Source organism: Streptomyces sp. NPDC041124 (assembly GCF_055592385.1).
This window is the reverse complement of sequence record NZ_JBVIYR010000008.1, coordinates 196,657-222,892: the sequence shown is the minus strand read 5'-3', so window position 1 is coordinate 222,892 and position 26,236 is coordinate 196,657. Positions and strand designations below refer to the sequence as shown.

Below are 26,236 nucleotides of genomic sequence, written 5' to 3'. Positions count from 1 at the left end.
GACAAGCGCTTCGCCGCCATCAACCGCATCGCCACCGCCATCGGCCGCACCGCCGAACGCCCCGCCGGCCTCGACTCCCTGGCTGCCTGCACGCTCGGCGCGCAGGGCGGGGCCACCGACGGGCAGGGCACCGGCGGCGAGCAGGCCACGACGCCGCCCGCCGGGGAGACCGGGCAGGAAACGGGCGGGGGCGGTGGGGAGGACACCGGGCAGGCGGGGAACACCGGCGCCGGGCAGATCTCCTGCCCCGACGTCGCCCCGCGGCTCCCGGCGGTCCCGGCCTCCGCGCAGGCCGAGGTCGACCGCACCCTCGGCGACCTCGACCAGCAGATCGCCGAAGCCGACAAGCGCCTCGTCGACACCGTCGGACAGGGCGGACCCGACTTCGTCCAGAACGCCATCCTCGGCCCCCTGGAGGACAAGCGCTTCGCCGCCATCAACCGCATCGCCACCGCCATCGGCCGCACCGCCGAACGCCCCGCCGGCCTCGACTCCCTGGCTGCCTGCACGCTCACCAAGTGAGGTGACAGGCACTGTGGCCGCCCCGAACAAGCGCCGGCCGGGGCGGCCACGGAATTTCCTTAGACAGTCGAAAGATCTGCGCCCATAATGGTCCGACATGGGAAAGACTCATGAGCGCATAGACGGCCGCCTCCGCACCTTCATCGAGGAGCAGCCGGTCTTCTTCACCGCCACCGCGCCCCTGTCCGCCGACGGCACGGTCAACCTCTCGCCCAAAGGGCTCAAGGGGTCCTTCGCGGTCCTCGACGAGCGCACCGTGGCCTACCTCGACTTCGCAGGGTCCAACGCCGAGACCATCGCCCACCTGCGGGAGAACGGCAGGATCACCCTGATGTGGTGCGCCTTCCAGGGGCCGCCGAACATCGTGCGCGTACACGGCCGGGGCGAGCCCGTCTTCCGGGACGACCCGCGCTTCCCCGGCCTGCTCGCCCGCTTCCCCGGCATCGACCACACCCTCCACGGACTGCGTGCCGTCGTCGTCGTGACGGCCGAGCTGATCCGCGACACCTGCGGCTACGCGGTGCCCTTCATGGCGTACGAGAGCGAACGGGACCTGCACGAGAAGCGGTTCGCACGCGAGGACGACGCCTCGCTCGACGCCTACTTCACCAAGAAGGAGCACATAGCGACCAGCCTGGACGGACTGCCCGGGCTGCCGTTGCCGCTGCCCCCGTCTACCGTCTGAGCCATGCTCACGGGTGCCGCCTCCGCCGCCGTCCTGCTCTCCCTGTCGCTGCTCGCCCCCGGCACCGGCGGGCTGCCGTCGTCGCCGCTGCCCGAACGGATGGCGGACACCGGGGGCGGCACCCAGTTGATCACCGCGGTGGCGCCGGGCACCGGTTCCACCACCGGAACGCTCACCTGGTGGGACCGCAGGGGCGGCCGATGGGTCGCGGCCGGTTCCGCGCCCGCCCGCTTCGGCGCGCGGGGCCTGGCCGAAGGCACCGCCCGGCGGCAGGGGACGAACACCACGCCGACGGGCATCTACGGCCTGCCGTACGCCTTCGGCATCGAGGCGGCGCCGAGCGGGACGGCGTACGCCTACCGGCCCGTGCGCCAGGACTCCTGGTGGTGCCAGGACAACGACTCGCGCTCCTACAACCGCTGGACGGAGCCCCGGGCGGCAGACTGCCGCGCCTCCCACGCGGAGCACCTGATCACCTACCGGGCGCAGTACGCCCACGCCCTCGTCGTCGACTTCAACTACCGCAGTCCGGTGCGCGGGCGGGGCGCCGGGATCTTCCTGCACGTCAACGGGCGCGGGGCGACCGCGGGATGCGTGTCCGTGCCCGGGGACGCGATGCGGAAGATCCTGCGCTGGGCCGATCCCGGGCGGGCACCGCACCTCGCGATCGGCACGACGGGCGGGCCCACCGCGATCACCCGGTACTGAACGCGGATCTCCGCTGAACGCCGGCGCGTGACGGCACGTATGTGTGGGCCAAGGGTCAAGTCCCCACGGAGGAACCGTGACCACCACGCTCGCCGGCGGCCGTGCCGCCCGCCGACAGACGATGCGCCGCATCCGTCCCCGCCGCTCCCCCGCCGTGCCCCTGCTGCTCGCCGTGGGCGCGGGCGCGGTGGCCGTGCTGTGGCTGTGGTGGGCCAATACGCCGTCCATCGCCGACACCACCGGGAAGATCATCGCCGCCGGCCGGATCACCGGTCTCCTCGGCGGCTACCTGATGGCCCTGGTGGTGCTGCAGATGGCGCGGGTGCCCGCCCTGGAACGCCGGGTGGGGTCGGACCGGGTCGCCCGCTGGCACGCGATGAGCGGCCGGTACACCGTCAGCCTGGTCGTCGCGCACGTCTTCCTCATCATGTGGGGGTACGCCCGCCAGGCCGGCAGGAGTCTCGGCGACATCGTGCAGCAGACGATCACGTCCATCAACACGCTGCCGGACATGGGCAAGGCCGCGATCGGCACCGGCCTGCTGTTCGTGATCGCCTTCCTCTCCATCGGCCCGGTCCGGCGCAGGCTGCCGTACGACGGCTGGTACCACGTGCACCTGCTGACGTACGCGGCGGTGTTCCTGACGTTCTGGCACCAGATCACCACCGGCAACGAGTTCGCCGTGGAGCCGGCCGCGAAGACCTTCTGGTACGGGCTGTACGGCGTGGTGACCGTGCTGGTGCTGTGGTACCGGATCATCACCCCGGTGCGGCTCAACCTGCGGCACCGGATGCGGGTCGCGGCGGTCATCGAGGAGACGCCGGGCATCGTGTCCGTGCTGATCGGCGGGCGCAGGCTGCACCGGATGGGCGCGGAGGCGGGGCAGTTCTTCCGCTGGCGGTTCCTGGCGCCCGGGATGCGGTTCAGCTCCCACCCGTACTCGCTGTCGGCGGCGCCCCGCCCCGACATGCTGCGGATCACGGTGAAGGCCATCGGCGACCACACCTCCCGGCTGCGTGAGCTGGAACCCGGCACGCGGGTGTGGGCGGAGGGCCCGTACGGGGCACTCACCGCGCAGCGCCGAAGCAGGGGCAAGGTACTGCTGGTGGCGGGCGGGGTGGGCATCACGCCGATGCGGGCGCTGTTCGAGACGCTGCCCGGCGCCGCCGGCGACATCACACTGCTCTACCGGGCCAACAGCACGCAGGACCTGGCGCTCTGGGGCGAGCTGGCCAAGATCGCCGACGAGCGGGGCGCGCGGCTGATGTACGCGGTGAACAGCCCCGACGGGGAACGTCCGGACATCTCGGCGGAAAGCCTGCGGCGGAAGATCCCCGACGTCGACCGCCACGACGTCTTCATGTGCGGGCCGCCCGGTTTCGCACAGTCGGTGTACGAAGCACTGCGCGGCGCCGGGGTCCCCGCCCGCCGTATCCATCACGAGTCGTTCGAGATGTGAGCGACGGGCCATCGACCCGGGTCATCCACACCCGTCAGGAGCTTGAGAAGCGATGAGGAAGAGTCACCCCGTCCGGCGCGCCGTGCTCGCGACCGCCGCCACCGTGTCCGGGATCGTGCTGCTGCTGTCGCTGAAGCCGGCGTCCGATCCGGGCGCGGCCCAGGCGGCGGGCGGTGCGGCCCCGCCCGCGGCGGCCCAGTCCCCGCAGGGCGGTGCGCAGCCCATCGGCGACGGCACGGTCACCGGCGACGCGGTGAGCACCCAGTACGGGGCGGTGCAGGTACGGCTGACGGTGAGCGGCGGGAAGATCACCAAGGCGGAGGCGGTGCAGGCGCCCAAGGGCGGCCAGAGCGACCAGGTCACCTCCCGTTCCGTACCGAGGCTCAACCGGGCGACCGTCACGTCGCAGGGGGCGGAGATCGACGCGGTGTCGGGGGCCACGTACACCAGCGCCGGGTACACCAAGTCCCTGCAGTCGGCGCTGGACAAGGCGCGGGCGGCCGGGGGCTCGGGCGGCGGCGGTGATGCGGGTGCCGGCGGTGACGCCGGTGAGGCCGGTGACACCGGTGAGGCCCAGGCGCGGACCGTCACCGGGGACGCGGCACAGACGCAGTACGGGCCGGTGCAGGTCCGGATCACCGTCAGCGGCGGGAAGATCACCGAGGCCGAGGCGGTGCGGACGCCCAAGGGCGGCCAGAGCGACCAGATCAACTCCGGCGCCGTGCCGAAGCTCAACCAGGCCGCGGTGGCGGCCGGCAGCGCGGAGATCGACGCGGTGTCGGGCGCCACGTACACCAGCGCCGGGTACAAACAGTCCCTCCAGTCGGCACTGGACAAGGCCGGTGGCTGACACGGTGGCCGAACCGGCCGAGGCTCCCGCCGCGGTACGCCATGTGGAGGAGACGATGGGGACCGTCTTCTCCCTCGACGTCCGCGGCGGGCGACCGGACGCGGTGCGGGAGGCGGTGCGGGAGGCGGTCGCCGGGCTGCGCCGGGTCGACGAGGTGTTCAGCACCTACCGCGACGACAGCCAGATCTCCCGGCTGGCGCGCGGGGAGCTGGGCGTCGGGGAGTGCGACCCCGAGGTCGCCGAGGTGCTGGAGCTGGCGGCGGAGGCGGAGCGGGTGAGCGAGGGCTGGTTCAGCCCGCGCTACCGGGGGCGGCTGGACCCGACCGGGATCGTCAAGGGGTGGGCCACCGAGCGGGCCGCGCGGCGGCTCGCCGCCGCGGGGGCGTCGGGGGTGAGCGTCAACGGCGGCGGGGACGTGCAGCTGCTGGGTGCGCCGGGGGCGGGACGGCCCTGGCGTGTGGGGGTGTCGGACCCGCTGCGGCCGGGCGGGCTCGCCGCCGTGGTCTCCGCGGCCGGTGCGGACGCGGTGGCCGTGGCGACGTCCGGTACCGCCGAGCGGGGGGATCACATCGTCGACCCGCGTACGGGACGGTCGGCGGTGACCGATCTGGTGGCGGTGACCGTGGTGGCGCCGCGGCTGACGTGGGCGGACTGCTGGGCGACGGCCGCGTTCGCGATGGGGTCGCGGGAGGGCCTGCGGTGGCTGGAGTCGCTGCCGGGGGTCGAGGGGCTGCTGATCACCGCGGGTGACGAGGTGCGCTGCACCGGAGGACTGGCGGGGTGGCTGGGCTGAGCGGCGCCTCGGGCGAGGGGGAACCACCCGGCCTGCGGTACTGCCGGCCCCTCCGGGGCGCGGGGAACTGCGCGACCGGCCCCGGCCCGCGGTCACCGCACCCGGCCCCCCACCCCCCGCGGAGCGCTCAGTGACCGTTCTGCGCCAGGCGCAGCAAGTGGTCCGCCAGGGCCTGCCCTCCCGTCGCCTCCCTGCTGATCAGCAGCAACGTGTCGTCGCCGGCGATGGTGCCGAGGATGTCGTGCAGTTCCGCCTGGTCGATCGCCGAGGCGAGGAACTGCGCCGCCCCCGGCGGGGTGCGCAGCACGACGAGGTTCGCGGACGCCTCCGCGGAGATCAGCAGCTCCTGCGACAGCCGCCGCATCCGCTCCTCCTTGGCGGAGCCGCCCAGCGGCGCGCGGGGCGTGCGGAAGCCGCCCTCGCTCGGCACCGCGTAGATCAGGTCGCCGTCGGTGTTGCGGATCTTCACCGCGTTCAGCTCGTCCAGGTCCCGGGAGAGCGTCGCCTGGGTGACGCTCAGCCCGTCGTCGGCGAGCAGCTTCGCCAGCTGGCTCTGCGAGCGCACCGGCTGCCGGTTGAGGATGTCCACGATCCGGCGGTGACGTGCGGTGCGCGTCTGCGGCACGGCGGGGCCGGCCTGCTGGCCCTGGTCCGACTGGTCCTGCTCCTGGCTCATCGTCGTCTCATTCTCCGGATCGTCCTTCCCCACCCGCCGCCGTACCGGCCTCGTCCAGGATGCCGGGCAGCGCCCCGAGGAAGGCGTCCACCGCGTCGTCCCCGAGGGTCAGCGGCGGCATGAGCCGAACGACATCGGGGGCCGGCGCGTTCACGAGGAACCCGGCGTCCTGAGCCGCCTGTTGCACCCGGGGTGCGAGCGGCTCGGTGAGCACGATACCCAGCAGGAGGCCCGCGCCCCGGACGTGGTCGACCAGGGCGTGGCCGGACGCCTCGATTCCGCCGCGGAGTCTCTCGCCCTGCCGCTTGACGTTCTCCAGCAGTCCCTCGCTCTCGATGGTGTCGAGAACGGCGAGTCCGGCGGCGCAGGCGACGGGGTTGCCGCCGAAGGTCGTCCCGTGCTGGCCGGGCCGCAACAGCTCGGCCGCGCGGCCGAAGGCGACGGTGGCGCCGAGCGGCAGTCCGCCGCCGAGCCCCTTCGCCAGCGTGACGACGTCCGGCAGTACACCGTCGTGCGCCTGGTACTCGAACCAGTTCCCGGTCCGGCCGACCCCGGTCTGCACCTCGTCCAGGACGAGCAGCGCGCCCGTGGCCGCCGTGATCGCGCGGGCCGCCTTCAGGTATCCGGGCGGGGGCACGACGACCCCGTTCTCGCCCTGCACCGGTTCGATGATCACCAGTGCCGTGTCGTCGGTGACCGCGGCCGCCAGCGCCTGCGCGTCGCCGTACGGGACGTGGGTGACGTCCCCGGGCAGCGGCAGGAACGGCTCCCGCTTCCCGGGCTGGCCGGTGAGCGCGAGGGCGCCCATCGTGCGGCCGTGGAAGCCGCCGTCGGTGGCGACCATGTGGGTCCGCCCGGTCAGCCGGCCGATCTTGAAGGCGGCCTCGTTGGCCTCGGCGCCGGAGTTGCAGAAGTAGACCTTGCCCTCGCGGCCGAAGAGCTGGACGAGCCGTTCGGCGAGCGCGACGGGGGGCTCGGCGACGAACAGGTTGGAGACGTGGCCGAGGGAGGCGATCTGGCGGCTCACGGCCTCGACGACCGCCGGGTGGGCGTGGCCGAGCGCGTTGACCGCGATGCCGCCCACGAGGTCGGCGTACTCCTTGCCGTCGGCGTCCCACACCCGGGCGCCCTCGCCGCGTACCAGCGGCAGGCGCGGGGTGCCGTAGTTGTCCATCAGCGCGCCCTGCCACCGCGCGGTCAGTTCCGCGTTGCTCACGACTCCCCCTGTTCGTCGGGCACGACCATGGTGCCGATGCCCTCGTCCGTGAAGATCTCCAGCAGGATCGAGTGCTGGACCCGGCCGTCGATGACGCGGGCGGTGGTGACTCCGTTGCGCACGGCGTGCAGGCAGCCCTCCATCTTCGGCACCATGCCCGAGGACAGCTCCGGCAGGAGCTTCTCGAGCTGGGACGCGGTGAGACGGCTGATCACCTCGTCGCTGTGCGGCCAGTCCTCGTAGAGTCCCTCGACGTCCGTGAGGACCATGAGGGTTTCGGCGCCCAGTGCAGCAGCGAGTGCCGCAGCCGCCGTATCAGCATTGACGTTGTAGACATGGTGATCGTCCTGGGAGCGGGCGATGGAGGAGACGACCGGGATGCGGCCGTCGGCGAGCAGTGCCTCGATCGCGCCCGTGTCGATCTCGGTGATCTCGCCGACCCGGCCGATGTCGATCAGCTCTCCGTCGATCCGGGGCTGGTGCTTGGTGGCGGTGAGGGTGTGCGCGTCCTCGCCGGTGAGGCCGACGGCGAGCGGTCCGTGCCGGTTGAGCAGCCCGACGAGCTCCCGCTGCACCTGTCCGGCGAGCACCATGCGTACGACGTCCATGGCGTCCTCGGTGGTGACGCGCAGGCCGGCCTTGAACTCGCTGACGATGCCGTGGGTTTCGAGGGCCCGGCTGATCTGCGGGCCGCCGCCGTGGACGACGACCGGCTTGAGGCCGGCGTGCCTGAGGAAGACGACGTCCTGGGCGAAGGCGGCCTTCAGGTCCTCGTCGACCATGGCGTTGCCGCCGAACTTGATGACGACGGTCTTGCCGTGGTGCCGGGTCAGCCAGGGCAGCGCCTCGATGAGGATCTGCGCCTTGGGCAGCGCGGTGTGCTTCCTCGTCGTGCTCATGAGCTGTACGCGCTGTTCTCGTGGACGTAGTCGGCGGTGAGGTCGTTGGTCCAGATGGTGGCGGTGGCGTCACCGGCGGCGAGGTCGGCGACGATGTGCACCTCGCGGTAGCGCATGTCGACCTGGTCGCGGTCCTCGCCGACGCCGCCGTTCTTGCAGACCCAGACGCCGTTGATGGCGACGTTCAGTTCGTCGGGCTCGAAGACGGCCTTCGTGGTGCCGATCGCGGAGAGCACGCGGCCCCAGTTGGGGTCCTCACCGTGGAGGGCGCACTTGAGGAGGTTGTTGCGGGCGATGGAGCGGCCCACCTCGACGGCGTCGTCCTCACTCGCGGCGCCCACCACCTCGACCTTGATGTCCTTGCTGGCGCCCTCGGCGTCGCGGATGAGCTGCCGGCCGAGGTCGTCGCAGACGGCCCGTACGGCTTCGGCGAACTGCTCGTGGCCGGGGGTGATCCCGGAGGCGCCGGAGGCGAGCAGCAGCACGGTGTCGTTGGTGGACATGCAGCCGTCGGAGTCGACCCGGTCGAAGGTGACCCGGGTGGCGTCGCGCAGGGCCTTGTCGAGCACGTCGGAGCCGAGGTCGGCGTCGGTGGTGAGGACGACCAGCATGGTGGCGAGGCCGGGGGCGAGCATGCCGGCGCCCTTGGCCATGCCGCCGACGGTCCATCCGTCCTGGGTCACGACGGACGTCTTGTGGACGCTGTCGGTGGTCTTGATGGCGATGGCGGCCTTCTCACCGCCGTGCTCGGAGAGCTGGGCGGCGGCGGTCTCGACGCCGGGGAGCAGCTTGTCCATGGGGAGCAGGACGCCGATGAGCCCGGTGGAGCAGACGGCGATCTCGCCGGCGCCGGTGCCGAGCACCTCGGCGGCCTTCTCGGCGGTGGCGTGGGTGTCCTGGAAGCCCTTCGGTCCGGTGCAGGCGTTGGCGCCGCCCGAGTTGAGGACGACGGCGGACAGCCGGCCGCTCTTGAGCACCTGCTCGGACCAGAGCACGGGTGCCGCCTTCACGCGGTTGGCGGTGAAGACGCCGGCGGCGGCGCGGCGGGGGCCGTTGTTGACCACGAGGGCCAGGTCGGGGTTGCCGTTCTCCTTGATCCCGGCGGCGATGCCCGCCGCCGTGAATCCCTGTGCTGCCGTCACACTCACGGCGCAACTCCGATCGTCGTCAGTCCCGTGGTCTCGTCGAGACCCAGGGCGATGTTCATGCTCTGGACGGCACCGCCGGCGGTGCCCTTGGTCAGGTTGTCGATGGCGCTGATCACGATGATCCGCCCCGCCGCCTCGTCGTGCGCGACCTGGATCTGCACGGCGTTGGAGCCGAAGACGGAGGCCGTGGCGGGCCACTGGCCCTCGGGGAGCAGACGGACGAAGGGCTCGTCGGCGAACGCCTTCTGGTAGGCGGCGCGGACGGCTTCGGCGGTGACCCCGGGCCTGGCCTTGGCACTGCACGTGGCGAGGATGCCGCGGGGCATGGGCGCGAGGGTCGGCGTGAAGGAGACGGAGACCCGCTCCCCCGCCGCCGCGCTGAGGTTCTGGATCATCTCGGGGGTGTGCCGGTGGGTGCCGCCGACGCCGTAGGGCGACATCGATCCCATGACCTCGCTGCCCAGCAGATGCGGCTTGGCCGCCTTGCCCGCGCCTGAGGTGCCGGAGGCGGCGACGATCACCGCCTCGGCCTCGGCGAGTCCGGCCGCATAGGCCGGGACGAGGGCCAGGGAGACGGCGGTCGGGTAGCAACCGGGCACCGCGATGCGCTTGGCCCCCTCCAGCGCGGCGCGGGCACCCGGCAGTTCGGGCAGGCCGTAGGGCCAGGTGCCGGCGTGCGGGGAGCCGTAGAACCGTTCCCAGTCGGCGGCGTCCTTCAGCCGGAAGTCGGCGCCCATGTCGATCACGAGCACGTCGTCGCCGAGCCGCTCGGCGACGGCGGCGGACTGCCCGTGCGGCAGCGCGAGGAACACGACGTCGTGCCCGTCGAGCACCTCGGGGGTGGTCGGCTCCAGGACGCGGTCGGCGAGCGGCAGCAGATGCGGCTGGAGCGCGCCGAGCCGCCGGCCGGCGTTGGAGCTCCCGGTCAGGGCGCCGATCTCGATCCCGGGGTGCGTCAGGAGCAGACGCAGCAGCTCACCGCCCGCGTATCCGCTCGCTCCGGCCACCGCCGCACGTACCGCCATGGGAAACCCTCCTCCTCGATGGCATGACTATACGTTTCATCGCACGTTTATGCAACGCCAGCGGCCGTATGATCAGCGGCATGGCGCTGCGACCGGTCATGGTGAACATCAAGGCTCTCGACGCCCCGGCGATCGGCCGTTTCTGGGCGGAGGCGCTCGGCTGGACCGCCTACAGCGCCGGCAGGACCACCTATGTCGGGCCCCCCGGCGGCCTGGTCTGGCCGGATCCGGTCGTCCTCGGCATCGACGTCGTTCCCGTCCCGGAACCCGGGTCCGCGGCGAAGAACCGGGTGCACCTCGATCTCGCCACGACCTCCGCGGCCCATCAGACGGAACTGGTCGGGCGGCTGAGGGGCCTCGGCGCGACGCCCGCCCACGTGGGCCAGGGCGCGGTGCCGTGGACGGTCCTCGCCGACCCGGAGGGGAACGAGTTCTGCGTGCTGGAGCCCAGGGAGTCATACCGGGACACCGGGCCGGTCGCCGCCGTGGTGGTCGACTGCGCGGATTCGCGGGCCATGGCCGCGTTCTGGGGTGAGGCGCTGGACTGGACCGTGCACGAGGTGGCCGACGGTCATGCCTCGATGCGCTCGGCTGGCGGCACCGGGCCGTATCTGGAGTTCCTCCGCACCCCCGGCGTGAGGACCGTGCCGGACCGGGTCCATCTGGATCTGCTGCCGTACCCCGGCGACGACAAGGCGGCGGAGGTGGCCCGGCTGCGGGCCCTCGGCGCCACCGACCTCGACGTCGGCCAGGGTGACGTCCCGTGGACGTGCCTGGCCGATCCCGAGGGCCACGAGTTCTGCGTCCTCGCCCCGTCCTAGCCACCTCTGCCCGATCCTCGGGGACGTCACCGAGTTCGCCGGGGAGGTGCAGCCGAACGTGCTCGCCACGCCCCGGAACGCGGATGCCACCGGGGTGCCCGTCCGCGTGTTCACCCCGTCCGCGTCGGCGGCCGGGGGGGTCACGCGGGCCCGTGGGGCGGCCCTCGCGCCGCCGAGGTCGATTGCCGTACCGAGTGCGAGTCGTGCACGGTTCCGGGCGGTGCGTGACGTAAGTCCTCCGCGACTCTCGCGGGAGTGGGGGACACGGGAGACGAGCCGCTCGGTATGTCGGTCATCGGTCAGTACTTCGAGCGGCAAGATAGGGCGGTGACAGGAGCACGTCCGTGGGTCGCGTGACGGCGCGGGCCACGCGGGAACGGGGGGCGATGGGCGAGTTCTGGCCGGTACCCGACGCACTGACCTACCTCGCCGGTCGCTGGCGGGCGGAGCGGACCGTGCGGGACCTGGCGAGCGGCGACGAGGGGCACTTCACGGGGGCGGTCGTTCTCGGCCCGCTGGAGGGCGGCGGCCTGCTCCACGAGGAGACCGGCGAGTTCACCTGGCGGGGTGTCACCCGGCCCGCCGCCCGGACCCTGCGCTTCCTGCCGGGCCCGGGGGGTACGGCGGACGTGCGGTTCGCCGACGGACGCCCGTTCCACGACCTTGACCTCGCCACCGGCCGGTACGTCGCCGATCACCCCTGCGCGGCGGATCTCTACCGGGGCGAGTTCACCGTGCGCGACGCGGACCACTGGCGGACGGTCTGGCGGGTGCGCGGTCCCGCCAAGGACCTCGAGCTCAGCACCTTTTACGCGCGCGTCGGCTGAGTGCGGGTCCCTTCCAGGCGCAGGCTCCAGCGGCCCGCCCGGCCGGCCACGCTGATCGTGGACAGCGAGCGCACGTCGATGCTCCAGTACGTCGCGGGCGGCGCCTTGAGCACGTACACCAGGGCCGCCCGGATCACGGAGGGTTCGGCCACGGCGACGACCGTGCAGTCGTCGTCGGCCGGCCGGGTGTCGAGCCAGCCGCCCACCCGGCCGATGAAGGCCGGCAGCGACTCCCCGCCGTACGGCGTGGCCCACGGGTCGGCGAGCCAGGCGTCCACGGCTCCCGGTTCCCGGGCCATCGCCTCGCCCAGGGTCAGCCCCCGCCAGCGGCCCATGTCGCAGTCGCGCAGGGCGAGCTGCACCAGCGGCGCGTACCCCAGCCCCTCCCCGGTGGCGCGGCTGCGCGGGGCCGGGGAGCAGTAGCGCAGATCGGCCGCCGCGAGCGGCAGCAGCTCGGGCGCGGCCCGTTCCACCTCGTTCCATCCGGCCTGGTCCAGCGGCCGGACGTCCTCGAAGCGCTCGGCGAGCACCGAGAAGCTCCCCGCGGCGGCGACGAACGTGACCCGAAGTGCCATGCCGCGATCGTCAGTCGCCGGAGTCGGCCGGTCAAGGGGTGCCGGCCCGCCGTCACCGTGCGTGCCCCTTCCCTCACTCAGCGGTGGGGTGCGGGGCGGACCGGGCGGGCCCGTCCCCTCACGCGAAGTGGAGCAGCATCCAGTGGTCGGGCCGCTCCAGCGGGCGGAACCCCAGCTTGGCGTAGACGCCGTGCGCGTCATGGGTGGCCAGCATGGCGCGCTTCACGCCGTAGGACCGCAGCTCCTCCCGTACGGCCGCGACCAGGGCGGTGCCGATGCCCTTGCCCCGCACCGAGGGGTCGACGTACACGTCGCACAGCCAGGCGAAGGTCGCCCGGTCGGTGACGACCCGCGCGTACGCCACCTGCTCCGCCGAGGCGGTGTCGTGGACGCCGAAGTTGAGGGAGCCGGCGATCGCCGCGTCCTGCTTCTCCCGGGAGCGGCCCATGGCCCAGTAGGCGTCGGTCGACAGCCACCCGTGCACACGGGCCGCGTCGATCCTGGCGGGGTCGGTGGAGATCTCGTAGCCCTCGGGCAGGCGTGCGATGTCGGTCATGGCGGGATGGTGTCAGGCGGGGCGGACATCGTCGAACCCTTATCCCGGCAGGTCGTCGCAGGCGGTGCGCAGGCGCCGCACCCCTTCCGCGATCTCACCCGCGCCGGCCACCGCGGCGAAGCTCAGGCGGAGGTGTCCGGCCGGGGGTTCGGCAGCGAAGTAGGGGCGGCCCGGTGTGACGGCGACGCCCGCCCGCAGGGCGGCGGCGGTCAGGGCGGGTTCCGCGGTGCCCTCGGGCAGCCGCAGCCACAGGTGGTAGCCGCCGGACGGGACGTGCGGCAGGACGAGTCCGGGCAGCCGCAGGCGGAGCGCGGTGGTCATGGCGTCGCGGCGGGCCCGCAGTTCGGCGGAGACCGCGCGCAGGTGGCGCGGCCAGGCGGGCGAGCCGACGAGCTCCAGCGTCGCCTCCTGGAGCGGGCGGGGCACGAAGAAGGTGTCGACGACCTGGATCGCCCGCAGCCGCTCCAGCACCGGGCCGTGCGCGGCCAGGGCGCTCACCCGGAAGCTGGGCGAGGTGGCCTTGGTGAGCGAGCAGACGTGCACCACCACCCCGTCGGGATCGTCGGCGGCGAGCGGCCGGGGCAGTGGCCCCGCATCCTCGTGCACCAGCCGCCGGACGAAGTCGTCCTCGACGACGAACGCGCCCGCCTCGCGGGCGATGCGCAGCACCTCGCCGCGCCGCTCGGGGGCGAGCACCGCGCCGGTGGGGTTCTGGAACAGCGGCTGACAGACGAAGACCCGGGCGCCGGTCGCCCGGAACGCGTCGGCGAGCAGAGTGGGCCGTACGCCGTCCGCGTCCACCGGGACGGGGACCGGGCGCAGGCCGGCGGCGCGGGCGATGGCGAGCATGCCGGGGTAGGTGGGCGACTCGACGAGCACGGGGGCGCCGGGCGGGGCGAGCGCGCGCAGGGCGGTGGTCAGCGCGGACTGTCCGCCCGCCGTGACCAGCACCCCGGCCGCCGTGACCGGTCCGCCGATGCTCCGGGCGAACCACTCGCGCAGCTCCGCCAGCCCTTCCATGGGCGGCCGTCCCCAGGCGCCCGGCCGGCGTCCGGCGCGGGACAGTGCCGCCGCCATGGCCCGTTCCGGCTGCAGGGAGGGGTGGAGGTAGCCGCCGTTGAACTCGATCACCCCGGGCGGCGGCGCGGCCAGCGAGACCAGCACACCGGAGGCGTCCACCGAGCGGGGCACGAGGTCGGCGGCGCCGTCGGCGCTGAGGGCGACCTCCTGCCAGGACGTGTCGCCCGTGGGGGCGGCCGGTGCGCGGTGCTGGGCGCGGAAGGCGCCGGAGCCGGGCCGGGTGACCACCAGGCCCTCGGCGGCGAGCACCGCCAGCGCCCGGGAGACGGTCACGGGGCTCACCCGGTACTGCTCCACCAGGGCTCGACTGGAAGGGAGCTTTCCGCCCGGAGAGTAGCGGTCGAGCTCCCTCCGCAGCCGTTCCGCCAGTTCACCGACGCTGCTACGCTCATGCATGAGAGCACAGAGTAGCGCTACCGCACCGCCGTCGATAGCAGTGCCCGTCCAGGACGGCCGCGGAGTCGGCACCCTGCAGGCCGCCCTCGGCGTCGTCGCCTTCTCCCTCACCTTCCCGGCCACGGCCTGGGGTCTCGAAGGCTTCGGGCCGTGGTCGCTGGTGGCCGTGCGCAGTGTGCTCGCGGCGCTGATCGCGGGCGGCTGTCTGCTCGCGCTGCGCGTTCCCCTGCCGGAGCGCCGGCACTGGACGGGACTGGCCGTGGTGGGCGGCGGGGTGGTGCTCGGCTTCCCGCTGCTGACGACCCTGGCGCTGCGGACCTCCACGACCGCGCACGCGGCCGTCGTGGTGGGACTGCTCCCCCTGACCACGGCCCTGCTGTCCGCCCTGCGGGTCGGCTCCCGTCCCTCGCGCACCTTCTGGACGGCGGCCCTCGCCGGAGCGGTCGCCGTGCTGGCCTTCACCGTGCAGCAGAGCGGCGGCGCGCTGACCACGGCCGACCTGTACCTGTTCGCGGCGCTGCTGGTGTGCGCGGCCGGATACACCGAGGGCGGCAGGCTGGCCCGGGTGATGCCGGGCTGGCAGGTGATCGGCTGGGCGCTGGTCATGTGCCTGCCGCTCACCCTGCCCGCCGCGGCGTTCGCGCTGAGCGCCGAACCGGTGCGGCTGACCGCGCACAGCGTGACCGGTCTGCTGTGGGTGGCGGCGGGTTCGCAGTTCCTCGGGCTGATCGTCTGGTACCGCGGCATGGCCGCCATCGGCATCCCCAAGGCCAGCCAGTTGCAGCTCGCCCAGCCGCTGCTCACACTGGTGTGGTCGGTGCTGTTGCTGAACGAGCACCTGACGGTGGCCGCCCCGCTGACGGCCGCGGCGGTGCTGGTCTGCATCGCCGTCACCCAGCGGGCACGCGGTTGAGAGGAGGCCCCGATGCGCGCAACCACGGGTGACCAGCTTGTCCAGCACGGCAGGGTGGTCGGCCAGCACGACAAGGTCGGTGAGATCGTCGAAGTGATGGGCGAGGGGGGCACCCCGCCCTACCGCGTCCGCTTCGAGGACGGACACGAAGGCGTGTGCTCACCCGGCCCCGACACCGAGATCCGGCACCGGACCACGACACGGCAGCGGTAGATCAGCGCGGGGGGTTCGCCGGCTTGTGGTAGTGGTCGGCGACCACCCGTGCCATCGCCCCGTTCCGGTCGGCCGTCACCTCACGCGCGGCGAAGAAGACGTGCCCGCCCACCTGCGGGTGCTCGCGCGCCAGCGTGAGGTGGCGGGACAGCTCGGCCGGGTCCTGCCAGGCCGCGGGCTGCGCGGGGTCGCCCGCTTTGTAGAGCGCCTCCCCCGCGTACAGCCGGGTCCCGGAGCCCTCGACGACGCCGGACCACCAGCGGATCAGCTCGGCGTAGTCGGCGGGGGCGAAGCCGATGTGCCAGTACAGCTGGGGGCAGATGTAGTCGATCCAGTTCTCGCGGGCCCAGGTGCGCGTGTCCGCGTGCAGGTCGTCGTACGTCTGCACACCCGCGCGGGTGCCGGAGCCCCGCTCGTCCGTCTCCGCGTTGCGCCACACGCCGAACGGGCTGATGCCGAAGCGGGTGCCGGGCCGGATCGTCCTGATCCCGGCGGCCGTCTCCCGCACCAGCCGGTCCACGTTGTCCCGCCGCCAGGCCGCGCGGTCCGGGAAGGCGCCGCCGTGGGTGTCGTAGGCGCGGTCGTCGTCGAAGGTCTGGCCGGCCACCGGGTACGGGTAGAAGTAGTCGTCGAAGTGGACCGCGTCGACGGGATAACGGCGCACCGCGTCGAGCATGGCCTCCCGCACGAACGCGCGGACCTCGGGGAGCCCCGGGTCGTAGTAGAGCCTGCCGCCGTACGCGACCACCCAGCCGGGGTTGCGGCGGGCCGGGTGCGAGGCGGCCAGCCGGGCTGGGTCGGCGTGCATGGCCACGCGGTAGGGGTTGAACCAGGCGTGCAGCCGAAGCCCGCGGGCGTGGGCCTCCTCGACCGCCGTGCCGAGCGGGTCCCAGCCGGGGTCCTGGCCCTGGGTGCCGGTGAGGTACTGCGACCAGGGCTCGTGGGGCGAGGGCCACAGGGCGTCGGCCGTGGGCCGCACCTGGAAGATCACCGTGTTGAGCCGGGCGCGCACGGCCGCGTCGAGGTGGGCGGTCAGTTCGGCGCGCTGCCGGGCGGCGCTCAGGCCAGGCCGGGACGGCCAGTCCCGGTTGGTCACGGTGGCCACCCACATGCCGCGCATCTCACCGGCCGTCGCGCCCCCGCCCCCGGCCGCACCCGGTGTCCGCCGCGGTGCGGCGGACGCCCGGGGCACGGCCGCCACTCCGGTCAGCGCCAGCGCCGCGAAGCCCCTGCGTGACACCCGCCCCATCGTGCCCCCTCATGCGTCGTCGGACCTGCTGGTCAGGCACGGTCCCCCGCCCAGGATGCACCACCCGCGCGATCGATCATCGATACTTCGGAGTAACGTGCACGAACGGAGCAGGACCCGGGACCCGGCACCCTGCCACAGCCGTAAGCAGAAGCGAAAGGGACGATGTGACCGACATCGAACGCGTCGGAGTGGTGGGCTGCGGTCAGATGGGCGCGGGTATCGCCGAGGTGTGCGCCCGCGCCGGACTGGACGTGAAGGTCGCCGAGACCACCGGCGAAGCCCTGGAGATCGGCCGTACCCGGCTGTTCAGCTCCCTGTCGAAGGCGGCCGAACGCGGCAAGATCAGCGCGGAGGAGCTCGAGGCCACCCAGGCCCGGCTGAGCTTCACCACCGACCTCGGCGAGTTCGCCGACCGTGACCTCGTGATCGAGGCCGTGGTCGAGAACGAGCAGGTCAAGACCGAGATCTTCCAGGTGCTGGACCAGGTCGTGACCCGGCCTGACGCGATCCTGGCCTCCAACACCTCCTCCATCCCGCTGGTGAAGCTGGCGGTCGCCACCTCGCGGCCGGACCACGTCATCGGCATCCACTTCTTCAACCCGGCCCCGGTGCAGAAGCTGGTCGAGCTGATCCCGGCGCTCACCACGTCCGAGGGCACGCTGAGCCGCGCCCAGGTCTTCACCGAGAAGGTGCTGGGCAAGCACGCGATCCGCGCCCAGGACCGCTCCGGCTTCGTGGTGAACGCGCTGCTGATCCCCTACCTGCTCTCCGCGATCCGGATGTTCGAGTCGGGCATCGCCAGCCGTGAGGACATCGACAACGGCATGGAGATGGGCTGCGCCCACCCGATGGGCCCGCTGAAGCTGTCCGACCTGATCGGTCTGGACACGGTGGCGTCGGTCGCGTACTCGATGTACGAGGAGTACAAGGAGCCGCTGTACGCCGCTCCCCCGCTGCTCCAGCGCATGGTCGACGCGGGCCGGCTGGGCCGTAAGAGCGGCTCGGGCTTCTACAGCTACGACTGAGGCCGGGGATAGCGCCGAGGGGCCCGGCACCGCGACGGCTCGCGGTGCCGGGCCCCCGCGCGTCAGGGCCGGCCGTCCTGGCCGAGCCTGAGGTGGTGGAGCAGGAGTAACGCGGCGGCCATGGTGGCGGCCGGGACCTCTCCCCGGGCGACCATGTCGGGGACGAGTTTGAGGGACACCCATGCGCGGCGGTCCGACTCGAAGTCGTCCACCGGGTGGCCGACGTACTCGCCCTCGTCGGCCCAGTAGACGTGGTGCCGGGCGTCGGTGAGGCCGTTGGACGGCTCCACGCTCATGAGGTGGTGCAGCGGGCCCGGCCGCCAGCCGGTCTCCTCCACCAGTTCCCGCGCCGCGGCCCCGGCGACGTCCTCGCCGTCCTCGACCACTCCGGCCGCGAGTTCCCAGCCCCAGCTGTCGGTGATGAAGCGGTGCCGCCACAGCAGCAGGACCTCGTTGGCCCGGTTCACCACCGTGGCGACGGCGACGGGGCGCAGCCGTAGGAGGAAGTGGTCGAGGTGCCGGCCGTCCGGGAGTTCGACATCCGCGAGATTGACGCTGAACCAGCGGTTTGCGTACACAGACTGTTCGTTCTGTTTCGTCCATTGCACGGTTCTGCCACCTTCCGACGAGTGAGTGGCAATATCGCAGCATCGGTCCTCCGCCCCGGTCACCGCTCTCCCAAGCCGGTACCCGGACCGGCCGGAGGGTCAGAGCGGCACGCGCAGGGCCCCGTCGATGAGCTCGGCCGCCTCGGCGGTGCCGGCGCAACCGCTGCGCACGAGGTACTCGCGCACCGAGCGGAGCCTGTCGCGCAACCGCTGCGACTCCATCCCCCGGGCCTGTTCCGCCATCCGCACCGCGATCGCCACCGCCCTGTCGGCATTGCCCTGGCGCAGCTCGACGGTGCTCAGCATGGCCAGCCGGTGCACCCGGCCCCGGTCGTGCGAGGGGGTGTCCACGGCGGCCGCGGCGTGCTCCCCGGCCGCCGACAGCTCACCGAGGCTCAACAGCGCCTCCGCCACCTGGACGTTGACCAGGCCGGGCTGGACGTAGCCGGTCTCGTCGGGTTCGTCTCCGGGCCGGATGCGTCCGGCGGACCGCTCCGCCCGCCGGATGCAGGCCAGCGCGCTCGTGCCGTCCCCCAGGTGTGCGTACGCCTTGGCCTGCATCGCGTGCAGGTCGGAGGCGAGGGCCGGGGTGATGCGGGTGCCTGCGGCACGCAGCGCGGCCTCGGCGAAGGCGACGGCCTGGCGGTGCTCCCGCATGAACAGCGACTGGTTGACGAGCAGTGCGATGACGTAGGCGCCGAGCCCCCGGTCCCCGCTGGCCTTCGCCAGCCGGAGCGCCTGGTGGAAGTAGCGCTGGGCGAGGCCGTGCGCGTCGGAGTCGTACGCGCAGATGCCGGCGATCGCGACCAGGCCGCCGGTGGCCCGGTGCAGCCGGCGGCCGGTGGCGTCGGTGTAGCCGCCGCGCAGCAGCGGGGCGGCCTCATTGTTGAGGAACCCCACGATCCGGGCGCGGGTCGCCACGCCGCCCGCCTTGCGGTACAGCTGCTCGTAGTGGGCGCGGGCGGCGCGCAGCAGGTCGAGATCGGCCGGGGTGACCCGGTGCCGGCCGCCACGGGAGACGTCGACGTCCTCGGGCGGGTTCTCCCACTCCCACACGGGCATCACGGCGGGCGTTCCGGTGACGGCGGGCGCGTCGCGCAGGTGCGGACGGCGCTGCTGGTCGGAGCGCCACAGCGCGGTGGCCCGCTCGACGAACCCGGAGAGCGAGCCGTGCTGCGGGGCCGCCGGTCCGCCGGGGACGCCCAGGCCGACGTCGTCGAGGGTGACCGGGCGTCGCAGCCGGGCGGAGAGCACCTCGCAGATCAGGTCGGGCACCTGGCCCCGGGGCCGTTGGCCCTTCAGCCACCGCGCGACGGCGGTGTGCTCGTACCTCAGGGACAGGCCGCGCGTCCGTCCGGCCTGGTTGACGTGGGCGGCCAGGCCGGCGTGGGAGATGCCGGCCTCGTCCAGGATCGCGTCGAGCAGGGTGTTGGGCTGCATGCGGGCCCCCGTTGGCTCGGTGCGGACAGACTAGTGGCCGGCCGTTCACACGGGGTGTGAAGCGAGCGCCCGTATCCGCGGTGTGCGCGCGCTGTCGCGGAGTGTGTCCGGCCGGTTGACTGGATTGCCTCGAAAGAGGCCGGCCGGACCGCCGGCTCCCCCTCGTACAGTGCGGCGGTCCGTATCCTCGCCGTCCGCCCGGCTGCCTGCCCGACACTCCGTGGCGGGGCGGACGGCCCGCCGGCCCCCGGGGCTCCGCGGTCCCTCACCGGCCGCGCAGGCGCGCCTTCTCGGGGAGGTCCGGGGCGGGGCGGCGGATGTGGCGCTCGTTCCTGAGGACCAGCAGGGCCACGTCGTCCTTCGGCGGGTCGGCCGAGTGCCGGAGCAGGGCGGTGAGCACCGTGCGCAGGACCGACTGGGGTGCGGGACGGGTGTGCGCGACGTCGGTGAGGACGTCCTGGAGCGGGAAGAAGCGGCCCTCGCTGTCGCGGGCCTCTTCCACTCCGTCCGTGTGCAGGACGAGCGCCTCGCCGGGCAGCAGGTGTCCGCAGGCCGCGGCGGTCAGTTCGGCGGGCAGCGGGAACGGGCCGAGCGGTGGCAGCGGATCAGTGGGGGCGAGCAGTTCGGCGCGGGCCCCGGTCAGGCGGTACGGCCAGGGATGTCCGCAGTTCAGCGCACGCACCTCGCCGTCCGGCAGGATCTCCATCAGCAGGACGGTGACGAACTCCTCCGCCGCCGCCGGATCGGACTCCACGGTGGCCCGCTCCCGCAGGTGCCGGGCCATCGCCCGCTCCAGCCGGCGCAGCACACCGTCCAGTCCGGCCTCGTCGTGGGCCGCCTCGCGAAAGCTGCCGAGGACGGCGGCCGCGGTCCGTACGGCACCGGTCCCGTGCCCCCGGACGTCACCGATGACCGCCCGTACACCGTGCTCGGTGGCGATCACCTCGTACAGGTCGCCACCGAGCCGGGCCTCCCGGTCGGCGGACAGGTGGACCGCGGCGACGGCCAGCCCGTCGACCCGCGGCGGCGGCGGCCGCAGCAGCACGCTCTGGGCGGCCTCCGCTGCCGAGCGGGTCCGCCGCAGTTCGCGCAGCAGTCCGCCGCGGGCGTGCATCACGAGGCCGGTGACGACCGTGCACAGCACGGCGCTGCTCACCAGACGGGCGCCGAGGGCGTCGTCCCGGGCGAGGGGGCAGGTCATCCGGTAGGCGACCGCGGTGGCTCCCCAGGCCACGGGCACCGACAGGGTGAACGCCCGTGAGAGGAACCGGGGTGGCGCCCAGCGGGAAGCCCCGGGCTTGAAGCGGATCATGCCGAATGGCCCCCCATATAGGCCCGGACAGCGCAGACCGGCCCCGAGAGGCCGGTCCGATTCTGTCGACCACATGGCCTGATCCCGACGCATCACCTGAGATAGTCACTCGAACGAGTGAGGTGACCGGTGGGCTCACATAGTTGTGGGGGGCGTGCGCCCACGCGCACGCCCCCCACAGCCGATGACCTGGCGGGAATCAGCCCCGCAGGACCGCTCCGGTGCGGTCGGCCGCGACCGCCACCGCCGCCTCGCGGGCCGCCGACGCCTCGTCGACGGTCAGCGTGCGGTCACTCGCGCGGAAGCGCAGCGCGTACGCCAGCGACTTGCGGCCTTCGCCCAGCTGCTCGGCGTTCTCGTACACGTCGAACAGGCGGAGGGACTCCAGCAGCGGGCCGGCGCCCTCGCGCAGGGCTGCCTCGACGTCCGCGGCGGGCACGAACGCGTCGACGACCAGCGCGACGTCCTGCGTGGCGACCGGGAAGGTGGAGATGCCCGGTGCCTGCGGGGTGCCCGCGCCGACCCGCTCCAGGGTGTCCAGGTCCAGCTCCATCGCGCAGCTGCGCGCGGGCAGGCCCAGGGTCTTCACCACGCGGGGATGCAGCTCACCGGCGTGGCCGATGACGCGCTCGGTGCCGTCGACGGTGACGGTCAGCTCGGCGCAGCGGCCCGGGTGCCAGGGCCCGTACTGGCCCTTGCGGATGCCCAGTTCGGCACCGGCCTCGCGGGCGACGGTCCGGGCGGCCTCGACCGCGTCGGCCCAGTCGGCCGGCCGGCCCCTGCCCCACCAGCCGGCCTGCTCGCGGGCGCCGGCCAGTACGACGGCGACATGCCGGGGCTGGTCGGGCAGCGCGGCGTTCAGCGCGGCGATGTCGTCCTCGCTGGGACGGCGGTCGACGGACAGGTTCGCGGCGGTCCTCCGCTCGTCGCCCGGCTGGAAGACGAGGCCGGTCTCGAACAGCGCGAGGTCGTGCGAGCCCCGGCCGTCGTTGCGGCGCAGCGCTCCGAGCAGACCCGGCAGCAGCGTGGTCCGCAGCGCGGGCTCCTCGTCGCTGAGCGGGTTGACGAGCTTGACGACACGGCGGGCCGGGTCGTCGGCCTCCAGGCTGAGCTGGTCGAAGACCTGCTCGCTGACGAACGGGTAGTTAGGCGCCTCGACGTAACCGGCCCCGGCGAGCGCGCGGCCGACGCGGCGGTGCAGCCGCTGGCGGTCGGTCAGGCCACGGCCGGCGGGCGGCCTGGGCAGCGTGGAGGGCAGGTTCTCGTAGCCCTCCAGCCGGATGACCTCCTCGGCCAGGTCGTTGGCGTCGGTGAGGTCGGGCCGCCAGGACGGGACGGTGACGACCAGATCGTCCTGCCCGTACACATCGCAGCCGACCTCCTGGAGGCGGCGTACGACGGTCTCCCGGCCGTAGGTCACCCCCGCGACCCTGTCGGGGTGGTCGGCCGCGGTGGTGATGGTGCGCGGCGCGCCCGGGGCGACGACCTCGGTGACGCCCGCCTCGGCGGTGCCGCCGGCGAGCAGCACCAGCAGGTCGACGGTGCGCTGGGCGGCAGCGGCGGCGGCCTGCGGGTCCACGCCGCGCTCGAAGCGGCGGGACGCCTCGGAGGACAGCTTGTGGCGGCGGGCGGTGCGCGCGATGGACACCTGGTCGAAGTGGGCGGCCTCGATGACCACGTCGCCGGTCGACTTCTCGAGGTCGTCGTGGTCCGCGATCTCCGTGTCCGCCCCGCCCATCACGCCGGCGAGACCGATGGGGCCGCGGTCGTCGGTGATGACGAGGTCCTCGGCGTGCAGCGTCCGCTCGACGCCGTCGAGGGTGACGATCTTCTCGCCCTCCTCGGCGCGGCGTACGCCGATGGTGCCCTGGACCAGGTTCCGGTCGTAGGCGTGCAGCGGCTGGCCGAGCTCCATCATCACGTAGTTGGTGACGTCGACGGCGAGGGAGATCGGGCGCATGCCGACCTTCTGCAGCCGCCGCTTCAGCCAGATCGGGGAGCGCGCCTCGGGGCTGAGGCCGGTCACCGTGCGGGCGGTGAAGCGGTCGCAGCCGGCCGGGTCGGACACCTTCACCGGGTAGCCGAAGGCGTTCGGCCCCGGCACGTCGAGGAGGGCCGGGTCGCGCAGCGGCAGGCCGTAGGCGATGGCGGTCTCGCGGGCGACGCCGCGGATGGACAGGCAGTCGCCGCGGTTGGCGGTGACGGCGATGTCCAGGACCTCGTCGACCAGTTCGAGCAGTTCGACGGCGTCCTTGCCGACCTCGGTCTCCGGCGGCAGCACGATGATGCCGTGGGTGCCGTCGTCGCCCATGCCCAGCTCGTCGCTGGAGCAGATCATGCCGTGGGACGTCTTGCCGTACGTCTTGCGGGCGCTGATCGAGAAGCCGCCGGGAAGCGTGGCACCGGGGAGGACCACGACGACCTTGTCGCCGACGGCGAAGTTGCGGGCGCCGCAGACGATCTCCTGGGGCTCACCGGTGCCGTTGGCCTGCCCGACGTCGACGGTGCAGAAGCGGATCGGCTTCTTGAAGCCCTCCAGCTCCTCGATGGTCAGCACCTGGCCGACGACGAGGGGACCCTTGAGGTCGGCGCCGAGGTGCTCGACGGTCTCGACCTCGAGTCCGGCCGAAATGAGCTTGGCCTGTACGTCACGGCCGGTCTCCGTCGCCGGCAGGTCGACGTACTCCCGCAGCCAAGAAAGCGGGATCCGCATCAGATCTCCATCCCGAACGGCCGGGTGAACCGGACGTCACCCTCGACCATGTCTCGCATGTCCTCGACGTTGTGGCGGAACATCAGCATCCGCTCGATGCCGAACCCGAAGGCGAAGCCGCTGTACTTCTCGGGGTCGACGCCGCAGGCGGTGAGCACCCGCGGGTTGACCATGCCGCAGCCGCCGAGCTCGATCCAGCCCTCGCTGGAGCAGGTGCGGCAGGGCCGGTCGGGGTTGCCGACGGACGCGCCCTTGCAGACGTAGCAGAGCATGTCCATCTCGGCGCTCGGCTCGGTGAAGGGGAAGAAGTTCGGCCGCAGCCGGGTCTTCATCTCGGCGCCGAACAGCGACTGGACCATGTGGTCCAGGGTGCCCTTGAGGTCCGCCATGGTCAGGCCCTCGTCCACGGCGAGCAGCTCGACCTGGTGGAAGACGGGGGTGTGCGTGGCGTCCAGCTCGTCGGTGCGGTACACGCGGCCGGGGCAGATCACGTAGACCGGCAGCTCACGGTCGAGGAGGGAGCGGACCTGCACGGGCGAGGTGTGGGTGCGCAGCACGACGCCGGACTCGGTGCCGCCCTGCGGTCCCTCGACGAAGAAGGTGTCGGCCTCGCCGCGGGCCGGGTGGTCCGGGCCGATGTTCAGGGCGTCGAAGTTGAACCACTCGGTCTCGACCTCGGGGCCCTCGGCGACCTCGTAGCCCATGGCCACGAAGACGTCCTCGATGCGCTCGGAGAGCGTGGTGAGCGGGTGCCGGGCGCCGGCCGGTACGCGGTCGTGGGGCAGGCTGACATCCACGGCCTCCTCGACCAGGACGCGCGCGTCGCGCTCGGCCTCGAGCTCGGCCTGGCGGGCGGCGAGTCCCCTGTTGACGGCACCGCGCGCCTGGCCGACGCGCTTGCCGGCGTCGGCCTTCGCGTGCGGCGGCAGCGCGCCGATCTCGCGGTTGGCCAGCGCCAGCGGGGAGGTGCCGCCGGTGTGGGCGACCTTGGCCTCCTGGAGCGCGTCGAGGGAGCCCGCGGCGGCGAAGGCGGCGAGCGCCTCGTCCCGCATGCGCTCGATCTCTTCCGGTTTCAACGCCTCGACCTCGACTGGGTCGTACGACTTATTCGGTGCCGACATCTCTTCCCGTGCTTCCGTTGTCCCCCAGCTGTCGCTGGGAGGTGCCCCCAGGCTGATGGTCCCCGTCATCGACTCGTGGACGAATCCCGCGTGTGGTTCGTCCGGTCTTTCGTCCTCGGGACGCAAAGGCGCCAAAGGCCGAGTCTAACGGGGTGAGGGAATGCGAATGCGCCCGTGGGGGCCGTCCGACGTCTCAGGTGAGGTACGCCGGTGCCGCCACGGGCAGCGTAAATCGGAACTGGGCGCCGCCGCCGGGGGCGCGTCCGACCGTGATGGTGCCGCCGTGCGCTTCGACGATCCCCTTGACGATGTACAGCCCGAGGCCCGTACCGCCGCGCTTGCTGCCCCGCCAGAAGCGGGTGAAGACGCGGTTCATGGACTCCTCCGGAATGCCGGGCCCCTCGTCGCTCACCGTGACCGACGTGCCGGCCTCCTCCCGTTCGCGGGGGGACGCCGAGGGCGTGATGTCGATGGTGACAGTTCCCTCGCCGTGGCGCACCGCGTTTTCCAGCAGGTTGCTCAGCACCTGGTCGACCTTGTCGGGGTCGGCCCACAGGTCGGGCAGCGGGTGCTGCACCCGCAGCAGGAACCGGTCGGCCGGCCGGCCGGCGGCCACGTGGGCCTGGATGTGGCGTCCGACGGCGGCGCCGATGTCGACGGGCTGGCGGCGCACCTCCAGGCGCCCGGAGTCGATGCGGGATATGTCGAGCAGCTCGGCGATGAGCCGGGTGACGCGGTCGGCGTCGGCGTCGACGGTCTCCAGCATCAGCCGCTTCTGGTCGTCGGTGAACCGCTCCCACTTGGCGAGCAGGGTGGCGGTGAAGCCCTTGACGGAGGTGAGCGGGGAGCGCAGTTCGTGGGCGACGGTGGCGATCAGCTCGGCGTGGCTGCGCTCGGTGCGGCGCCGGGCCTCGGTGTCGCGCAGGGTGACGACGACGCGGCGGACGGGGCCGGTGGGCCGGGTGCGGACGTAACGGGCGGAGACGAGGACCTCTCGGCCGCCGGGGAGCAGGAGGTTGCGTTCGGGCTGGCGCACCCGGATGGCGAGGCCGCCGTAGGGGTCGGTGAGCTGCCACCAGCGGCGGCCCTCCAGGTCCTCTAACGGCAGCGCGGTCTCCAAGGGCTGTCCGAGGGCCTGTTCCGCGGGGACGGCCGTGATGCGGGCGGCGGTCGCGTTGAAGCAGATCACCCGGCCGTGCTCGTCGGCGACGACGAGTCCGTCGGGCAGCTGGTCGGGGTCGATGCCGAGTTCGGCGAGGTCACCGGGCCGGGGCGCGGGCGGGCGCGCGACCCGCTGTGCTCCCGGTGCGCTGCTCGTGCCGACGCTCATCCCCGTACCCCACCTCTCGGAACTTCCTCGGGGCGCCCCGTGCTCGGGACCGGCCGAGAGCTTGGGGGAGGGT

Annotated in this window: 25 protein-coding genes and 1 pseudogene; 11 read left to right on the top strand and 15 right to left on the bottom strand. The window is 73.1% G+C overall.

Features of this window, described 5'->3' with window-relative positions; genetic code table 11:
• The 6 genes and pseudogenes from ACZ6A9_RS22900 to ACZ6A9_RS22875 form a co-directional block, all read left to right on the top strand.
• Window positions 1–522, top strand: a pseudogene (locus ACZ6A9_RS22900) (hypothetical protein); the annotation flags it as partial.
• A gap of 97 nt (window positions 523–619) precedes the next feature.
• Window positions 620–1,207 carry a pyridoxamine 5'-phosphate oxidase family protein gene (locus ACZ6A9_RS22895; protein WP_468988179.1) on the top strand — a complete coding sequence of 196 codons (588 nt, stop codon included), beginning with the start codon at window positions 620–622 and terminating at the stop codon, window positions 1,205–1,207.
• 3 nt (window positions 1,208–1,210) lie between these two features.
• Entirely contained in the window at window positions 1,211–1,915 is a 705-nt protein-coding gene (locus ACZ6A9_RS22890; protein WP_468988177.1) for a L,D-transpeptidase family protein, read from the top strand.
• A gap of 76 nt (window positions 1,916–1,991) precedes the next feature.
• Window positions 1,992–3,374, top strand: a complete 1,383-nt coding sequence (locus tag ACZ6A9_RS22885) for a ferredoxin reductase family protein (RefSeq protein WP_468988175.1) — start codon at window positions 1,992–1,994, stop codon at window positions 3,372–3,374.
• 52 nt (window positions 3,375–3,426) lie between these two features.
• Window positions 3,427–4,224, top strand: a complete 798-nt coding sequence (locus ACZ6A9_RS22880; protein ID WP_468988172.1) for an FMN-binding protein — start codon at window positions 3,427–3,429, stop codon at window positions 4,222–4,224.
• Window positions 4,225–4,279: 55 nt separating this feature from the next.
• Entirely contained in the window at window positions 4,280–5,017 is a 738-nt protein-coding gene (locus ACZ6A9_RS22875; RefSeq protein WP_468988665.1) for an FAD:protein FMN transferase, read from the top strand.
• Window positions 5,018–5,144: 127 nt separating this feature from the next.
• On the opposite strand, the gene ACZ6A9_RS22870 is transcribed toward ACZ6A9_RS22875, so the two are convergent.
• From ACZ6A9_RS22870 to argC, 5 genes are read right to left on the bottom strand one after another with little or no spacing between them, the layout of a single operon-like run.
• Window positions 5,145–5,693: an arginine repressor gene (locus ACZ6A9_RS22870; RefSeq protein WP_468988168.1), complete on the bottom strand. Its 549-nt coding sequence runs from the start codon at window positions 5,691–5,693 to the stop codon at window positions 5,145–5,147.
• A 7-nt stretch (window positions 5,694–5,700) separates the two neighbouring features.
• Complete coding sequence (locus ACZ6A9_RS22865; protein ID WP_468988166.1) at window positions 5,701–6,909, bottom strand: acetylornithine transaminase; 1,209 nt, start codon at window positions 6,907–6,909, stop codon at window positions 5,701–5,703.
• Window positions 6,906–7,808, bottom strand: a complete 903-nt coding sequence (gene argB, locus ACZ6A9_RS22860) for an acetylglutamate kinase (protein WP_468988164.1) — start codon at window positions 7,806–7,808, stop codon at window positions 6,906–6,908. The genes ACZ6A9_RS22865 and argB overlap by 4 nt, the downstream gene beginning before the upstream one ends.
• A complete protein-coding gene (gene argJ, locus ACZ6A9_RS22855; RefSeq protein WP_468988161.1) occupies window positions 7,805–8,956 on the bottom strand; it encodes a bifunctional glutamate N-acetyltransferase/amino-acid acetyltransferase ArgJ in 1,152 nt (383 codons plus the stop codon). The genes argB and argJ overlap by 4 nt, the downstream gene beginning before the upstream one ends.
• A complete protein-coding gene (gene argC, locus ACZ6A9_RS22850) occupies window positions 8,953–9,981 on the bottom strand; it encodes an N-acetyl-gamma-glutamyl-phosphate reductase (RefSeq protein WP_468988158.1) in 1,029 nt (342 codons plus the stop codon). Before argC ends, argJ begins: the two co-directional genes overlap by 4 nt.
• A gap of 80 nt (window positions 9,982–10,061) precedes the next feature.
• On the opposite strand from argC, the gene ACZ6A9_RS22845 reads away from it, so the two are divergent.
• Complete coding sequence (locus tag ACZ6A9_RS22845) at window positions 10,062–10,802, top strand: VOC family protein (RefSeq protein WP_468988155.1); 741 nt, start codon at window positions 10,062–10,064, stop codon at window positions 10,800–10,802.
• Between the two features lie 386 nt (window positions 10,803–11,188).
• Entirely contained in the window at window positions 11,189–11,629 is a 441-nt protein-coding gene (locus ACZ6A9_RS22840; protein ID WP_468988663.1) for a DUF6314 family protein, read from the top strand.
• Here the strand turns inward: ACZ6A9_RS22840 and ACZ6A9_RS22835 are convergent.
• From ACZ6A9_RS22835 to ACZ6A9_RS22825, 3 genes are all read right to left on the bottom strand, one after another.
• Complete coding sequence (locus ACZ6A9_RS22835) at window positions 11,611–12,204, bottom strand: histidine phosphatase family protein (protein WP_468988151.1); 594 nt, start codon at window positions 12,202–12,204, stop codon at window positions 11,611–11,613. The two genes, ACZ6A9_RS22840 and ACZ6A9_RS22835, sit on opposite strands and share 19 nt — an antisense overlap.
• A gap of 118 nt (window positions 12,205–12,322) precedes the next feature.
• A complete protein-coding gene (locus ACZ6A9_RS22830; protein ID WP_468988149.1) occupies window positions 12,323–12,760 on the bottom strand; it encodes a GNAT family N-acetyltransferase in 438 nt (145 codons plus the stop codon).
• A gap of 39 nt (window positions 12,761–12,799) precedes the next feature.
• Window positions 12,800–14,236 carry an aminotransferase-like domain-containing protein gene (locus tag ACZ6A9_RS22825; RefSeq protein ID WP_468988146.1) on the bottom strand — a complete coding sequence of 479 codons (1,437 nt, stop codon included), beginning with the start codon at window positions 14,234–14,236 and terminating at the stop codon, window positions 12,800–12,802.
• On the opposite strand from ACZ6A9_RS22825, the gene ACZ6A9_RS22820 reads away from it, so the two are divergent.
• Entirely contained in the window at window positions 14,235–15,149 is a 915-nt protein-coding gene (locus tag ACZ6A9_RS22820; protein WP_468988144.1) for a DMT family transporter, read from the top strand. The two genes, ACZ6A9_RS22825 and ACZ6A9_RS22820, sit on opposite strands and share 2 nt — an antisense overlap.
• A 12-nt stretch (window positions 15,150–15,161) precedes the next feature.
• The gene (locus ACZ6A9_RS22815) at window positions 15,162–15,362 is read left to right on the top strand and encodes a DUF1918 domain-containing protein (RefSeq protein ID WP_468988141.1); all 201 of its coding nucleotides are present in this window, start codon (window positions 15,162–15,164) and stop codon (window positions 15,360–15,362) included.
• A 1-nt stretch (window position 15,363) separates the two neighbouring features.
• On the opposite strand, the gene ACZ6A9_RS22810 is transcribed toward ACZ6A9_RS22815, so the two are convergent.
• Entirely contained in the window at window positions 15,364–16,611 is a 1,248-nt protein-coding gene (locus tag ACZ6A9_RS22810; protein ID WP_468988138.1) for a glycoside hydrolase family 10-like protein, read from the bottom strand.
• 167 nt (window positions 16,612–16,778) lie between these two features.
• Between ACZ6A9_RS22810 and ACZ6A9_RS22805 the strand changes: the two genes are divergently transcribed.
• Window positions 16,779–17,639: a 3-hydroxybutyryl-CoA dehydrogenase gene (locus tag ACZ6A9_RS22805; RefSeq protein WP_468988135.1), complete on the top strand. Its 861-nt coding sequence runs from the start codon at window positions 16,779–16,781 to the stop codon at window positions 17,637–17,639.
• Between the two features lie 62 nt (window positions 17,640–17,701).
• Here ACZ6A9_RS22805 and ACZ6A9_RS22800 read toward each other — a convergent pair whose 3' ends face one another.
• From ACZ6A9_RS22800 to ACZ6A9_RS22775, 6 genes are all read right to left on the bottom strand, one after another.
• Complete coding sequence (locus ACZ6A9_RS22800) at window positions 17,702–18,247, bottom strand: NUDIX hydrolase (RefSeq protein ID WP_468988132.1); 546 nt, start codon at window positions 18,245–18,247, stop codon at window positions 17,702–17,704.
• 99 nt (window positions 18,248–18,346) lie between these two features.
• Entirely contained in the window at window positions 18,347–19,687 is a 1,341-nt protein-coding gene (locus ACZ6A9_RS22795; RefSeq protein WP_468988129.1) for a transcriptional regulator, read from the bottom strand.
• A 265-nt stretch (window positions 19,688–19,952) separates the two neighbouring features.
• Window positions 19,953–20,999 carry a PP2C family protein-serine/threonine phosphatase gene (locus ACZ6A9_RS22790; protein ID WP_468988125.1) on the bottom strand — a complete coding sequence of 349 codons (1,047 nt, stop codon included), beginning with the start codon at window positions 20,997–20,999 and terminating at the stop codon, window positions 19,953–19,955.
• 199 nt (window positions 21,000–21,198) lie between these two features.
• Window positions 21,199–23,712, bottom strand: coding sequence for a phenylalanine--tRNA ligase subunit beta (gene pheT / locus ACZ6A9_RS22785; protein WP_468988122.1), 2,514 nt, complete (start codon window positions 23,710–23,712; stop codon window positions 21,199–21,201).
• On the bottom strand, window positions 23,712–24,833 hold the full coding sequence (gene pheS / locus ACZ6A9_RS22780) for a phenylalanine--tRNA ligase subunit alpha (protein ID WP_468988118.1): 1,122 nt from the start codon (window positions 24,831–24,833) through the stop codon (window positions 23,712–23,714). Before pheS ends, pheT begins: the two co-directional genes overlap by 1 nt.
• A 193-nt stretch (window positions 24,834–25,026) precedes the next feature.
• Complete coding sequence (locus ACZ6A9_RS22775) at window positions 25,027–26,163, bottom strand: sensor histidine kinase (RefSeq protein WP_468988114.1); 1,137 nt, start codon at window positions 26,161–26,163, stop codon at window positions 25,027–25,029.
• Window positions 26,164–26,236: the final 73 nt, after the last annotated feature.